Origin of the sequence: Streptomyces liliifuscus, assembly GCF_016598615.1 — a bacterium.
Classification (GTDB): domain Bacteria; phylum Actinomycetota; class Actinomycetes; order Streptomycetales; family Streptomycetaceae; genus Streptomyces; species Streptomyces liliifuscus.
On record NZ_CP066831.1, the window covers coordinates 1,126,489 to 1,140,387 of the forward strand.

At 70.0% G+C, this 13,899-nt stretch carries 14 protein-coding genes; 10 read left to right on the forward strand and 4 right to left on the reverse strand.

The features are described 5' to 3' along the window. Positions 1 to 72 precede the first annotated feature (72 nt). Entirely contained in the window at positions 73 to 450 is a 378-nt protein-coding gene (locus JEQ17_RS04855) for an ArsR/SmtB family transcription factor (RefSeq protein ID WP_200394031.1), read from the forward strand. Further along, positions 447 to 953, forward strand: a complete 507-nt coding sequence (locus JEQ17_RS04860; protein ID WP_200394032.1) for an SRPBCC family protein — start codon at positions 447 to 449, stop codon at positions 951 to 953. Before JEQ17_RS04855 ends, JEQ17_RS04860 begins: the two co-directional genes overlap by 4 nt. A 31-nt stretch (positions 954 to 984) precedes the next feature. Here the strand turns inward: JEQ17_RS04860 and JEQ17_RS04865 are convergent, their stop codons facing one another. Further along, on the reverse strand, positions 985 to 1,665 hold the full coding sequence (locus tag JEQ17_RS04865; RefSeq protein WP_200394033.1) for an SDR family NAD(P)-dependent oxidoreductase: 681 nt from the start codon (positions 1,663 to 1,665) through the stop codon (positions 985 to 987). Positions 1,666 to 1,711: 46 nt separating this feature from the next. After that, positions 1,712 to 3,427, reverse strand: a complete 1,716-nt coding sequence (locus JEQ17_RS04870; RefSeq protein ID WP_200394034.1) for an IlvD/Edd family dehydratase — start codon at positions 3,425 to 3,427, stop codon at positions 1,712 to 1,714. A gap of 47 nt (positions 3,428 to 3,474) precedes the next feature. On the opposite strand from JEQ17_RS04870, the gene JEQ17_RS04875 reads away from it, so the two are divergent. The 6 genes from JEQ17_RS04875 (at position 3,475) to JEQ17_RS04900 (ending at position 10,110) form a co-directional block, all read left to right on the forward strand. Next, a complete protein-coding gene (locus JEQ17_RS04875; RefSeq protein ID WP_200394035.1) occupies positions 3,475 to 4,299 on the forward strand; it encodes an IclR family transcriptional regulator in 825 nt (274 codons plus the stop codon). A 90-nt stretch (positions 4,300 to 4,389) separates the two neighbouring features. Then, positions 4,390 to 5,250: a fumarylacetoacetate hydrolase family protein gene (locus JEQ17_RS04880; RefSeq protein ID WP_200394036.1), complete on the forward strand. Its 861-nt coding sequence runs from the start codon at positions 4,390 to 4,392 to the stop codon at positions 5,248 to 5,250. 11 nt (positions 5,251 to 5,261) lie between these two features. Beyond that, positions 5,262 to 6,278 carry a zinc-dependent alcohol dehydrogenase gene (locus tag JEQ17_RS04885; protein WP_200394037.1) on the forward strand — a complete coding sequence of 339 codons (1,017 nt, stop codon included), beginning with the start codon at positions 5,262 to 5,264 and terminating at the stop codon, positions 6,276 to 6,278. 426 nt (positions 6,279 to 6,704) lie between these two features. Then, positions 6,705 to 8,132, forward strand: coding sequence for a family 2B encapsulin nanocompartment shell protein (locus JEQ17_RS04890; RefSeq protein ID WP_234048070.1), 1,428 nt, complete (start codon positions 6,705 to 6,707; stop codon positions 8,130 to 8,132). Continuing rightward, positions 8,129 to 9,181 (forward strand): family 2 encapsulin nanocompartment cargo protein terpene cyclase, encoded by a 1,053-nt coding sequence (locus JEQ17_RS04895; protein WP_200394038.1) that lies wholly within the window; start codon positions 8,129 to 8,131, stop codon positions 9,179 to 9,181. The genes JEQ17_RS04890 and JEQ17_RS04895 overlap by 4 nt, the downstream gene beginning before the upstream one ends. A gap of 50 nt (positions 9,182 to 9,231) precedes the next feature. Then, positions 9,232 to 10,110, forward strand: coding sequence for a geranyl diphosphate 2-C-methyltransferase (locus JEQ17_RS04900; protein ID WP_200394039.1), 879 nt, complete (start codon positions 9,232 to 9,234; stop codon positions 10,108 to 10,110). A 119-nt stretch (positions 10,111 to 10,229) separates the two neighbouring features. Here the strand turns inward: JEQ17_RS04900 and JEQ17_RS04905 are convergent, their stop codons facing one another. Both JEQ17_RS04905 and JEQ17_RS04910 read right to left on the reverse strand, forming a co-directional pair. Then, positions 10,230 to 11,867, reverse strand: a complete 1,638-nt coding sequence (locus tag JEQ17_RS04905; protein ID WP_234048071.1) for an ABC-F family ATP-binding cassette domain-containing protein — start codon at positions 11,865 to 11,867, stop codon at positions 10,230 to 10,232. 325 nt (positions 11,868 to 12,192) lie between these two features. Beyond that, on the reverse strand, positions 12,193 to 13,224 hold the full coding sequence (locus JEQ17_RS04910; protein WP_200394040.1) for a LacI family DNA-binding transcriptional regulator: 1,032 nt from the start codon (positions 13,222 to 13,224) through the stop codon (positions 12,193 to 12,195). Between the two features lie 192 nt (positions 13,225 to 13,416). Here JEQ17_RS04910 and JEQ17_RS04915 point away from each other — a divergent pair, with 192 nt between their 5' ends. Together JEQ17_RS04915 and JEQ17_RS04920 are read left to right on the forward strand one after the other, a co-directional pair. After that, positions 13,417 to 13,677, forward strand: a complete 261-nt coding sequence (locus tag JEQ17_RS04915) for a hypothetical protein (protein ID WP_200394041.1) — start codon at positions 13,417 to 13,419, stop codon at positions 13,675 to 13,677. Then, a complete protein-coding gene (locus tag JEQ17_RS04920; RefSeq protein WP_200394042.1) occupies positions 13,674 to 13,826 on the forward strand; it encodes a hypothetical protein in 153 nt (50 codons plus the stop codon). The genes JEQ17_RS04915 and JEQ17_RS04920 overlap by 4 nt, the downstream gene beginning before the upstream one ends. The last annotated feature ends 73 nt before the right edge of the window (positions 13,827 to 13,899 follow it).

Below are 13,899 nucleotides of genomic sequence, written 5' to 3' on the forward strand. Positions count from 1 at the left end.
AGTGGCTCTGACATCCGAGTTTCTCTGGAGTGGTCCGCATGAACCCGTAACTGATGGGTTACGCTTTCAGGTATGGACGCCGTGGCCCATGCGATAGCCGATCCCGTGCGTAGGGACATTCTTTTCATGTTGCGTGCGGGCACGCTCACCGTGGGGGAGATTGCCGGTTGCTTCGCCATCAGTCGGCCGGCGGTCAGTCGGCATCTGCGGGTGTTGCGGGAGTGCGGGCTGGTTCGGGACGAGCTCGTGGGGCGGCGGCGGATCTACCGGCTCGATGCGGCGCCCTTGGCGGAGGTCGCAGAGTGGGTCGCCGTGATTCGCGCGCCGGGCGGCTGGGATCAGCGCTTGGACGCCCTTGAGACCGAGGTTCGTCGCACCCGCCGTGAGAGGTCCATGCGTCGCACGGCAGCACATGGAGAACGTGGAGAGCGTACGGAGGACACCGCATGAAACCAGTACCCAGCGGCCGGCTCAGGCCCACCGCCGACGGCACCGACCTGATCCTGACCCGTACCTTCCGGGCACCCATCGACGACGTCTGGGCGAGCGTCACCGAATCGGAGCGCACGGCACGGTGGTTCGGTCCCTGGGAAGGGGACGCGGCGCCGGGTCGTACCATCCGGGTCCGGATGGCGTTCGAGGAAGGCGAGGCGTGGACCGAGGCGCGCATCGACGCGTGCGAGCCGCCGCGGCACCTCGCCGTCTCCACGTCCGACGAAGCGGGCGACTGGCGCATGGAGCTGCGGCTGTCCGAGTCGGCCGGGACGACGGAGCTCCAGTTCGTCCATCACCTCACGACCACGAAGGGAGTCGGCGACATCGGACCGGGCTGGGAGTACTACCTCGACATGCTCGTCGCGTCACGCGACGGCACTCCGGCGCCGAGCTTCGACGACTACTACCCCTCGCAACAGGCCTACTTCGAGTCCTTGGCCGATCAAGACCCTGAGTGAGGATGGGTGCCGATTCCGAGGTTCCCGGGTGTCAGTAGGTCGCCCTTCCGCCGCTGATGTCGTAGACGGCTCCCGTGGAGAAGCTGACCCGGTCGGAGGACAGGAAGGCGACGAGTTCGGCCACTTCCTCGGGGCGGCCGATCCGCCGCATCGGGATCAGGCTGGTGATGTGGGCGAGCACGTCGGGAGCCGTGCTGTCGTTCATGGGCGTCGCGATGACCGCGGGAGCGATGACGTTGACCAGGACGCCGCTGGTGGCGAGTTCCTTGCCCGCCGACTTGGTCAACGCGATCACGGCGGCCTTGGAGGCGGAGTAGACCGACAGGCCGGCGTTGCCGTCCTTGCCCGCCATGCTGGCGAAGTTGACCACGCGGCCCCAGCCGCGGTCGCGCATGCCGGGGACGAACGTCCGCATGGTGTTCACGGTGCCCAGGACATTGACGTCGAGGACGTGGCGCCATTCCTCCACGGTGGTCTCGGTGAGCGGCTTGTTCGGTCCCACGATGCCCGCCGAGTTGACCAGTACGTCCACCGGCCCGAGTTCCTCGGCGATCCGGCGCAGTGTCCCTTCCTCCGTCACGTCCGCGCAGATGTCGGCGCCGTCGACGTCGAGCGTCGTGACCTTGAGCCCGTCGGCCCTGAGCCGTTCGGCCGCCGCCGCGCCCAGACCTCGGGCTCCTCCGGTCACGAGGGCTGTCCTGATGGTTGCCATGTCTCTCCGGGAGGTTGGGCTGGAGGTCAGGCCGTGCGGAGGTCGGTCAGTGCGATTCGCGGCTCACCTCCGAGCCGCTGGAGCCGACGAGGAAGTCAAGGTCGGCGCCGGTGTCGGCCTGCTGGACGTGGTCGACGTAGAGGCGTTCCCAGCCGCGCCGGGGGCTCGCGAAACCCGTGACCGTGGCCTTGTCGGGGGTCCTGCGGGCCAGTTCGTCGGCCGGTACGTCGAGGTCGATGCGGCGGGCCGGGACGTCGAGGCTGATCATGTCCCCCGTACGGGCGAGAGCGAGCGGGCCGCCTGCCGCGGCCTCCGGTGCCACGTGCAGGACGACGGTGCCGTACGCCGTTCCGCTCATGCGGCCGTCGCAGACGCGGACCATGTCGCGGACGCCCTGTTCGAGGAGCTTCTTCGGGAGCGGCATGTTGGCCACCTCGGGCATGCCGGGGTAGCCCTTGGGGCCGCAGCCGCGCAGTACGAGGACCGAGTCGGCGTCGACGTCGAGTTCGGGGTCGTCGATGCGGGCGTGGAAGTCCTCGATCGAGTCGAAGACCACCGCCCGGCCGCGATGGCGCAGCAGGTGGGCGGAGGCCGCGGCGGGTTTGATGAGCGCGCCGTCCGGGGCGAGATTGCCGCGGAGCACGGCGATGCCGCCCTCGGCGACCAGTGGCTCGGCGCGGGTGCGGATGACCTCGCCGTCCCAGATCGGCGCGTCGTCGAGATGGGCCACCAGCGGTTCGCCGGTGACCGTGAGCGCGTCCGGGTCGAGCAGGTCGCGTACCTCGCGCAGGACGGCGGACAGGCCTCCGGCGCGATGGAAGTCCTCCATGAGGAAGCGTCCGGCCGGCTGGAGGTCGACCAGGACGGGCACCCGGGAGCCGATGCGGTCGAAGTCGTCCAGCGACAGGTCGATCCCCAACCGTCCCGCGATCGCGAGGAGATGGACGACCGCGTTGGTCGAGCCGCCGATCGCGGCCAGCGCGACGATGGCGTTGTGGAAGGACGCCTTGGTCAGGAAGGTGCCAGGCCGCCGGTCGACGGCGACCATGTCCACCGCCAGCCGGCCGGTGCCGTGCGCGGCCTCCAGCAGTCGGCTGTCGGGGGCGGGGGTGCCTGCCACACCCGGCACGACCGTGCCGAGCGCCTCGGCCACCAACGCCATGGTGGAGGCCGTTCCCATGGTGTTGCAGTGCCCGCGGCTGCGGATCATCGCCGACTCGGAGCGGGTGAACTGGTCCTGGGAGAGCGTGCCGGCCCGCACCTCCTCCGACAGCCGCCACACGTCGGTGCCGCACCCCAGCGGCGTACCGCGGAACGTGCCGGTGAGCATCGGGCCGCCGGGCACGACGACGGCGGGCAGGTCCACCGAGGCGGCGGCCATCAGCAGCGAGGGGATCGTCTTGTCGCAGCCTCCCAACAGGACGACGCCGTCGATGGGGTTGGCCCGCAGCATCTCCTCCGTGGCCATCGCCGCCATGTTGCGCCAGAGCATCGCCGTGGGCCGCACCTGTGTCTCGCCCAGCGACACCACGGGCAGGTCGAGCGGGATGCCGCCGGCCTCGTAGACGCCGTTACGGACCGAGGCGGCCACCTCGTTCAGATGCGCGTTGCAGGGAGTCAGGTCCGAGGCGGTGTTGGCAATGGCGATCTGCGGGCGGCCGGCGAAGGCGTCACCCGGCACACCTCGGCGCATCCACGCCCGGTGGATGTAGGCGTTGCGGTCCTGACCCGCGTACCACTGGGCGCTGCGGAGCGTCACCATTGAGCTCCTTCCAATAATCGACACATCGGTCTAATCTTTGGAACGCCATGAAGCATACGCAGACGTTCGAAGGATCGACAGACCTCGGCGCGGACGGCTCGACAGGCGCCGACAGCAGTCGACTTGTGGGATCGGACCGGGTGCTCGCCGTCCTCAAGGAACTCGCCCGGTATCCCGACGGGGTGGGTCTCGAGGAGCTGACGCGGGTGATCGGCAGCCCCAAGCCGACCGTGCACCGGGCGCTCGGTGCCCTGCGCCGGGCCGGTCTGGCCGACCAGGACGCCCGCGGCCGCTATGTGCTCGGCGACGAGTTCCTCCGGATGGCCTTCGCCCACCACGAGGCCCGCCCCGAGCACGTACGTATCCGTCCCGCGTTGGAAGCACTGGCCCACCGGTTCGGCGAGACCTCGCGCTACGCGGTCCTGGACGGCCGCGAGGTCGTCTACCGTGCCAAGGTCGACCCGCCGACCGGAGCCGTCCGGCTGACCTCGACGGTGGGCGGCCGCAACCCCGCGCACACCACCGGTGTCGGAAAGCTGCTGCTCGCCCAGCAGTTGGACACGCTCGCCGACGTCGAGGCCTGGATCGGCTCGACGCCCCTGGTACGCCGCACTCCGCGGACCCTGTGCACGGCCGCCGCCCTGCACGGCGAACTGCGGATCACCCGCGAGCGGGGCTACGGTCTCGACGACCAGGAGAACGAGACCGGTGTCAACTGCCTCTCCCTGCCCGTGTACGCGACCTCGCCGACGATTCCCTCCGGTGCTCTGAGCATCAGCGCACTGGCGTACCGGACACCCCTGGAGACCCTGGTCGGCGCGCTCGACGAGATCCGTGCCGTGCTCGGGCCTCTGAGCGAGCCGCACCGGTGAACGACCCGCCTCCGGGGTCGACGGTCCTGGCCGAACCCGGTCGTCCCCCATCTCCCCCGCACTGCCGTCCCACCATTGGAGACTGACCTCGTGCACCTCATGCGTATCGGCGCCGTCGGCGCCGAGAAGCCCGTCGCCCGTATCGACGACGAGACGTACGTCGATCTCTCCGATGTCGTCACGGACTTCGACGAGGCGTTCTTCGGCTCGGACGGTATCGACCGCGTGCGCCCTGTCGTGGCCGAGCGGGCGGACGCGGGCCAGGTGTCCCGGTTCGCCGGGGAGCGTGTCGGCGCCCCGATCTCGCGCCCGCACCAGATCCTGTGCATCGGCCTCAACTACCGCGACCACGCGGCCGAGACGGGCATGCCCGTTCCGGACGAGCCGATCCTGTTCACCAAGTCGCCCAACACCCTCGTCGGCCCGAACGACGACGTACGCATCCCGCGCGGCTCCACCAAGACCGACTGGGAGGTGGAGCTCGGCATCGTGATCGGCCGCCGCACCAGCTATCTGGACTCGGTGGAGGAGGCGCGCGACGCCATCGCCGGTTACGTGGTCGTCAACGACGTCAGCGAGCGTGCCTTCCAGCTGGAACGCGGCGGGCAGTGGGCCAAGGGCAAGTCCGCCGAGACCTTCAACCCCACCGGCCCCTGGCTCGCCACCCCGGACGAGATCGACGACGTGCTGGCACTGGACATGTGGCTGGAGGTCAACGGGGTGCGCCGGCAGAGCGGCAGCACCAAGACGATGGTCTTCGACCCGTACTTCATCGTGCACTACCTGAGTCAGTTCCTCGTCCTGGAACCCGGCGACCTGATCAACACGGGAACCCCGCCCGGCGTCGGCATGGGTTTCACCCCGCCGGTGTGGCTGCGGCCCGGTGACGTCATGGAGCTGGGCATCAAGGACCTCGGCACCCAGCGCCAGCACGTGCTCGGGCCGCGGTGAGCTCCCGCCTCATGCGTGCCTTCGTACTGACCGGCCCCGGGAAGTTCGCGGTCCAGGAGGTACCGGCGCCGGTGGCCGTTCCCGGCGAGGTCGTCGTCGATGTCGAGCGGGTCGGAGTGTGCGGCACCGACGTCGAGTTCTTCACGGGCGCGATGGCCTACCTCCACCAGGGCCACTCCACCTACCCGACGCGGATCGGCCACGAGTGGGCCGGTCGCGTGACCGCGGTCGGCGACGGCGTCGATCCCGTCTGGATCGGCAGGCGGGTCATGGGTGACACCATGCTCGGCTGCGGCCTCTGCCGCCGTTGCCTGCGGGGTCACCAGCATGTGTGCGAGAAGCGGCAGGAGGTCGGCATACGCGGGCAGCGGCCGGGCGCTCTGGCGGAGCAACTCGCGGTACCGGCGTCCTCGTTGCACACGCTGCCCGACTCCGTCGGTCCCGTACTCGGTGCGCTGGTGGAGCCGGGCGGCAACGCCCTGCGCGCCGCACGGGCCGCCGAGCTGCGGCCCGGTGACCGGGCGTTGGTCCTCGGCCCGGGGACCATAGGGCTGCTGGTCGCGATGTTCGTGCGCGCCGCCGGTGCGGAGGTGCATCTGATGGGCCGCACCGAAGAGTCGCTCGCCTTCGCCCGCACACTGGGTTTCACACATGTATGGACGGAGGGCTCCGTCCCGGACCTGCCGTTCGACGCGGTGATCGACGCCTCCAACGCCGTCCATCTGCCGGGCCTGGCACTGGAGTTGGTCGAGCCGGGCGGCCGTGTCGTGTACGTGGGACTGGCCGGTGAGCCGAGCCGGATCGACACCCGTACCCTCGCGCTCAAGGACGTCACGGCGGTCGGCATCCTGTCCGCCTCCCCCGGCCTCGACGCCACCATCCGCGCCTACGCCGACGGATCCGTCGACCCCGGCCCGCTCGTCGCCGCGACCGTCGGCCTGGATCAGGTCGGTGACGTCCTGGCCGGTATCCGCCCGGCAGGCGCGGGGCCCGGTCCCAAGATCCATGTCGACCCTCGACTCGCCTGAGACCGGCCCGGCCCACCGCGACGAGGACACGACCCCACCAACGCCTCGGAGCCCTCTAGGGGCTCCGAGGCGTTTCGTGCGCCCTTCGCGCCGGTGGGAGGGGGCACTCGACCGGCGTGGGAGTGCGCGCTCGTCGAGGCGCTGCTTCGAGCCGTGGAGTGGCGTCGTCGGGGCGTGAACACGCCCCTTTCGCGCGGTTCCCGAGTGGCGGCCGTGGCTGTTTGGCTTTGACATGCAGCGCGTGCTGCCAAGTTGCCCGGAGCATCACGAGGGTGCCGTCCGGGCGTTCCCCCCACCCGGCCTCCCTGACAGTGGGTCAGGTCTGAGCCGTCCGCGCCCTTCCCGAGTCCCGATGTCCCCGACACCACCCTGTTCAGCCATGTTCGTGCGCGTCCCCTCACGTCCGCTCATGCCTTGGGAGGAAATGTGTCTGCCCCGGAAAGCTCGCCCGAAAGCGCCGCCGGGCCCACCGACGAGCATCGCTTCACCAGTCTCAGCACCCAGGCGGCGCGTCAGCTCGCCACCACCACCAAGTCCGAACCGCAGATGCAGGCCATCACCTCGCGATGGCTGCTCAAGATGCTGCCGTGGGTGGACATCAAGGGCGGCACCTACCGGGTGAACCGGCGACTCCAGCTCCGCGTCGGCCGGGGCCGGGTGCAGTTCGAGCAGAACGGCGCGGACGACATCAAGGTCATCCCCCAGACACTGACCGAACTGCCGGCCCTGCGCGGTTACTCCGACACCGCGGCCCTGAAGGAGATCTCCTCCCGATTCCGGGTGCGGGAGGTGCGCGCCGGCCAGATCATCTTCGACGCCGGGCAGCCCGTCACGGAGGCCTATCTGGTCGTCCACGGCCGGTTCACCCGCTACACCACCGGAAAGTACGGCGAGGAGGAGGTCACCGGCGTCATCACGGACGGCGACGGAATGGGGGACGAGGCGATCGGCCAGGCCGACCCCCTGTGGCTCAGCTCGGTGCGGGCCGAGACCGCGGGAGTGGTCCTCGCCCTCAACTGGGACACCCTGAGGCAGTTCGTGGACCGCACCCCGTCCCTCGCCGCGCAGCTGACCGCGTTCGCGGAGCAGCAGAGCAAACCCATGAACCGCAAGGGCGAGGCCGATGTCCCCGTACAGGCGGGCCATGTGGGCGAGCCGATCCTCGCCGGCGGCTTCGTCGACTACGACCTCGTGCCCCGCGAGTACGAGCTGTCCCTCACCCAGACCGTGCTGCGCGTCCACACCAGGGTCGCCGACCTCTACAACCATCCGATGGACCAGACCGAGCAGCAACTGCGCCTGACCGTCGAGGAGATCCGCGAGCGCCAGGAGTGGGAGCTGGTCAACAACCGCGAGTTCGGTCTGCTGCACAACGTCGACTACGGCCAGCGCGTCAGCACGTACTCCGGTGCCCCCACACCCGACGACCTCGACGAGCTGCTGTCGATGCGCCGCAAGACCCGGCTGTTCCTGGCCCATCCAAAAGCGATCGCGGCCTTCTTCCGGCAGTGCAACCGCCGTGGTCTGGTGCCAGGCACGGTGAACGTCGAGGGCCACGAGGTGCCCTCCTGGCGGGGTGTTCCGTTCTTTCCGTGCGGCAAGATCCCGATCAGTCCGCAGCACACCAGCAGCATCATCGCGCTGCGCACCGGAGAGAAGGACCAGGGGGTCGTCGGTCTGCACCAGACCGGCATTCCGGAGGAGTTCGAGCCCGGTCTGAACGTGCGGTTCATGGGCATCGACACCACCGCGATCATGAACTACCTCGTCACCGCCTACTACTCGATGGCCATCCTCGTGCCCGACGCCGCGGGGATCCTGGAGAACGTCCAGGTCGGGCGGACCGCGGAATGAGCGCACCGTCGGCCTCCGGTTCGCCGTCGCGGCTGCCCGGTCCGCCGAGCCTCGCCCGCAAGCCCCGGCGGGGCGGGGCGATCCCCGGGCTGCGGTACCGGCCCGTCGCCCCCGCCGACCCGGCCAAGGCGGCCGAGGTCGACCGCAGGCTGGAGGAGTGGGCGCACGGGCTGGACCTGTTCCCGGCGGCGTGGACGGGGGACTTCTCGGGCTTCCAGTTCGGCCGGGCCGTCGCCCTGCAGCATCCCGGCGCGGCCGACCTCGAACGCCTCACCTCGGCGGGCAAGTTGCTCCTCGCCGAGAACCTCGTCGACAACCTCTACTGCGAGGTGGACGAGGGCAAGGGCGGCTCACCACGTGGGCTGGGCGGCCGGCTGATCATGGCCCAGGCGGCGCTCGATCCGTACCACGGCACTCCCGAGCTGGAGGAGGAGTGGCGCCGCGGTGTACGGGCCGACGGGCCGCTGCGCTCGTACCACTTCGCGCTGCGGGACTACGCCGTCTTCGCCACGCCCAGTCAGACCGACAGGTTCGTGCACGACATCGCCCGACTGCACCTCGGCTACCTCGGCGAGGCCGCCTGGTCGGAGATCCGGTACGTACCCAAGGTGTGGGAGTACCTGGTGATGCGGCAGTTCAACAACTTCCGCCCCTGTCTGTCGATCGTCGACGCCGTGGACGGCTACGAACTGCCCGAGGCCGTGTACGCGCGGCCCGAGATCCAGCGGATCACCGCTCTAGCGTGCAACGCCACCACGATCGTCAACGACCTGTACTCCTTCACCAAGGAGCTGGCCAGCGATCCGACCCATCTGAATCTGCCCCAGGTCATCGCCGCGAACGAGCGGCGCGGTCTGAAGGCCGCCTATCTCAAGGCGGTCGAGATCCACAACAGGATCATGGCGGCGTTCGAGGAGGAGTCGGCGCTCCTGTCCTCCACCTCACCCCTGGTCGAGCGCTACGCACAGGGACTGTCCGACTGGGTGGCCGGCAACCACGAGTGGCACGCCACCAACACCCACCGCTACCACTTGCCCAACTACTGGTGAAGCGCGCGGTACTGACACATCGTCACACGCACCATCACGAGGAGCCACCGTTGACCACCGCCCCCCACGCACGCACCACTGCAGCCCCGGTGCCCACCCAGTCCACGTACCAGACCCGCGTCGCGGACTACTGGAACGCCGAGGAGAACCCGGTCAACCTCGAACTGGGCAGGATCGACGACCTCTACCACCATCACTACGGCATCGGCGCCGCCGACCGGTCCGTGCTCGACGAGGCCGACCCCGACCTGCGCAGGCAGCGGCTCACCGCCGAACTGCACCGTCTGGAGCAGGAACAGGCCGTGCTCCTCTCCACCCACCTCGGCCCTCTCTCCCCCGCCGACCGCGTCTTCGACGCCGGCTGTGGACGCGGCGGCGGCAGCGTGGTGGCGAACCTGCGGTACGACTGCCACGCCGACGGAGTCACCATCTCCGCGAAGCAGGCCGAGTTCGCCAACGCCCAGGCCCGCAAGCGGGGTATCGACGACAAGGTCGCCTATCACCACCGGAACATGCTGGACACCGGCTTCCGGTCGGGCGCGTACGCGGCGTCCTGGAACAACGAGTCCACCATGTACGTGGAACTGGACCTGCTGTTCGCCGAGCACGCCCGGTTGCTGCGCCGCGGCGGACGCTATGTGACGATCACCGGCTGCTACAACGACGCCTACGGACGGGCCTCCCGCGAGGTGTCCCTCATCAACGCCCACTACATCTGCGACATCCACCCACGGTCGGAGTACTTCCGCGCGATGGCCCGGAACCGGCTGGTGCCCGTCCACGTACAGGACCTCACCGCCGACGCCCTGCCCTACTGGGAACTGCGCAAGCAGGCCGACCACCTGGTCACGGGCATCGAGGAAACGTTCCTCACCGCGTACAAGAACGGCAGCTTCCAGTACCTGCTGATCGCGGCCGACCGCGTCTGACGTACCACCGAAGCAGTCGGCGCAGACCGGTCATGGAACCCGGTCTGCGCCGTGGCGACGGCCGGTGCGGGATGCGCACCGGCGTCTTCTACACGCTCACCGTCAACAAGGGCTCACCGTCAACAAGGACGGGGAAGTGTCAGTGGCAGGTGAGGCCAGGTGTGGATGTCGCGTTGCATCTGACGGTCGTGGGTGGCCAGGACGACGGCCGCTTCGGTGGTGTGGAGAGCATCGGTGAGTTCGTCGACCAGGGCGATGGACAGGTGGTTGGTGGGCTCGTCCAACAGCAGGACGTGCGGGCGGGCGGCGAGAGCCAGGGCCAGGTCGAGACGGCGCTGCTGTCCCATGGACAGCTCGGCCACGGCCTTGTTGGCGTCGCGTGAGCTGAGCAGACCCAGCGCGCCGAGCCCGGTCACCTCGCCCTCCTTGAGGACACCGGTGCTGACCAGTCGCGCGGTGTGCTGGTGGTAGAGGTCATGGGCCCGCCGGTGCGTCGCTCGCGGCGACTCCTGTCCGAGCAGGTGCAGACGCAGCTTGCGCGAGCGGTGCAACCTGCCTGTGGTGGGGGCGAGTTGTCCGGCCAGGACGGACAGGAGCGTGGACTTGCCCGCCCCGTTCGGCCCGGTGACGGCCAGCCGGTCGCCGGACGCCAGCGTCAGACCGGTCGGCCGGTCCAGCCGCCCGTCGACGGTCACCTCCTCCGCGCGCAGCAGGACGACGCCGGGCCGGGCGGGCAGCTCGGGCAGACTGAAGCGCTGCGGCGGGACGGGCGCGGTGACCTTGTGCTGCTCCAGGTCGTCCTGGCGCCGGTGGACGGAGCGGACCAGCGCACCGGCGCGGGTGGCCCGCGCGTGCTTGCCGGTGCCCTTGTCCGGGCGCCAGCCGCTGATCAGCCGGTTCTGCGATTCGGACAGGGCCTGCTTGAGGCGGGCGTGCTCGGTCTGCTGCAGCTCGTACTCCGCCTCCCACCGGACCAGTTCGGCCTCGCGGCCCTCGCGGTAACCGGTGTACCCGCCGCCGTAGACGCGCGGGCTGCCGTCCCGGGTGGGATCGAGGTCGAGGATCGTGGTGGTCACGTCCGACAGGAGCGCCCGGTCGTGGCTGACCACGACGACACCGCCGGAGTGGGCGCGCAGCCTGGCGGTGAGGTACTCGAGACCCGCCAGGTCGAGATGGTTGGTCGGCTCGTCCAGCAGCAGGAGGTCGTACTCGGCGCCCAGCAGACAGGCCAGCCGGATCCGGTAGCGCTGTCCGACGGAGAGGTTGGCGAGGTGACGGGTGCGGTCGCTGACTGCGCCGAGCCCCGCGAGGGCGACATCGACCCGGCGGTCGGCGTCCCAGGCGTCCAGCGTCTGCGCCGCTTCCAGGGCGTCGGCGTAGTCCTGTTCGGCACCGGGCCGCGCTTCGGCGAGGTCCGTCGCGGCGGCATCCAGCTGTCGGAGGGCGGCGCGGGCGTCGGCGAGGTGCTCGTCGACGATGTCGCCGACCGTACGCTCGTCCTCGGCCGGCATCTCCTGCTCGGCCAGGGCCAGCGTGCCGACGCGATGCACGGTCCCCTCGTCGGGTGCCAGGATGCCGGCGAGTACGTGCAGCAGGGTCGATTTGCCGCGTCCGTTCTCGCCGACGACGCCCCAGCGCGATCCCGGGGCGATCTTCATGTCGACCTGGTGCAGGACGGTGCGGCCTCCGCGGTCGACGCGGACGCCCGTGCAGGTCAGCTGGGCCCGATCGCGGGCAGGCAGGTTGAGAGTGGTCACGTTGTTCTTCCTCCGGAAGGAGGCACACGTCACCCCTGTGCGTGAGGGGTGGAGGCGAGCCTTCGATCTGACGAACGGCCAGGCCCTGAACAGGGCGGGACCGCGGGCGACATCACGGCTCCCGGCGCCTCAGCTGTGATGTGAGGAGCGGAGCCTGGGGCCCGGTCAGAGGTAGAGAACGTAACTCATGCATCCAGGCTAACAATCCGCCGCATGTGTCGCGACGGGTTTTCGGCGCACGGTGATCGGCTGCGCCGCGCCGACTCCGCCTGCGCAGTCGGAGTCGGTCAGGCCAAGTCAGTCAGGCGAGGTCCGGCGGGCTCGGTCACGCGGGCTCGGCCGTCGTGCCGCGAATGACGAGTTGCGGGGGGAGTACGACCTCGCGGGGCTCGGTGCGGCCGTGGTCGAGGCGTTCGACGGCGGCGGCGACCGCGTGCCGCGCCTGTTCCTCGGCGTTCTGGCTGACGGTGGTCAGGTTGAAGCAGCTCAGCCGGGAGAGCGTGTCGTCGTCGTAGCCGGCCACGGACACCTCGCCCGGGACGGCGACACCGGCTCGGGCGAGGGCCGCCAGGACGCCGATGGCGGACTGGTCGTTGTAGGTGACGACAGCGGTGGGCAGGGCGTCGCCGTCGAGGAGCTTGCGGGCCGCGCGTTCGCCCGCCGCCTCGGTGTGGTCACCGTGCAGGACCCGTATGTACGCGTCCAGGCCGTGGTGGCGCATGGCGGTGCGGTAGCCGCGGCGCCGGTCGGTGGCGATGACGCCCTTGCCACCGTCGACGTACGCGATCGCATGATGTCCGAGGCCCACCAGATGGTCCACGATCTGGCCCACTCCGTCGTCGTCCGCCGTGCGTACGACATCCAGGGCGGCGTCGGCGATCCGGCGGCCGACGGCGATGACGGGGGACTTGCGGTCGAGGGCGGCGAGGGTGTCGGCGGGGACGGTCGGACCGAGGAGGATCATGGCTTCGCTGCGGAAGGCCAGCAGGGTCTCGACGGCGGTGTGCTCGTCGCGGGTGCGGGTCTGGGTGCTCAGGACGAGGTCGTAGCCGACCGCCTCGGCTGCCGTGTGCAGGTGCTCGACCAGTTCGGCGTGGAAGGGGCGGTGGACGTCCACCATGACGCCGAGCAGCCGCGTGCGTCTGCTGGCCAGCAGGCTCGCGGTGCGGTCCACCTGGTAGCCGAGATCGGCGGCGGCCTTCAGGACCCGCTGACGGGTCCGCTCGCTGGGGCCGGACACACCGCGCAGGACGAGGGACACCGACGCCGTGGACAGCCCCACCCTCGCGGCCACGTCCTCCAGCCGGGGCCGCCTGCCCGTGCCGTTCCGGTCACGCGCGGAATCGACGTCATCCACTGATACCTCCCTGAGCAATCTCCCCGCGCAACACCCTTGACACGCTCACGAAACGAGCCGATAGTACCAGGACTTAAAGCGCTTTAAATTGTCCTGTTGTTCCAACGTAGCCAGCTCGGGAGCGCGAAACCCCATGGATCGCGCTCTCCGACTCCCCTGCCACAGCGTCTCGCGCGCCGGAGAGGAGCCTCAGTGAGGAAGCAGTCGATCGGAATCGGTGCCATCGGCGCCGGCATGGCCGACCGCAACCGCCCGGGCGGCTACGGCACTGCCTCGGCCGTGCATGGGACCGGGGTGCCCGGCAGGCGCCCGGCCACCGTCGACGCCCACAAGGCGCTCGGCCGCGGCACGGTCCGCCGCCACGGCTCCCCGCATGCCGGTACCGGGCGCGGCTACGCCTTACGCGCCACGTTCCCGAAGCATCCGCACGCTCTCCACCCGACAGGGCCGTGAAGGTCGAATCCGGGCACCACGAGGTCGACCGGATCGAGGGCCTGCGTCCGGACGTCGTCGCCCCCTGGCGTCACCAGGTGTCACCGGGTGTCACCGGAACCCGCCGAACCGGGTTCAGCCCGCTCTCCCCGCCCGTACCGCGACCCTGACCGAGGTGCTCGCGATCACCCCGGCCCAACCAGCAGCCGCGGCTCCAGATTCCCAACCAGATGCACAGTGAGG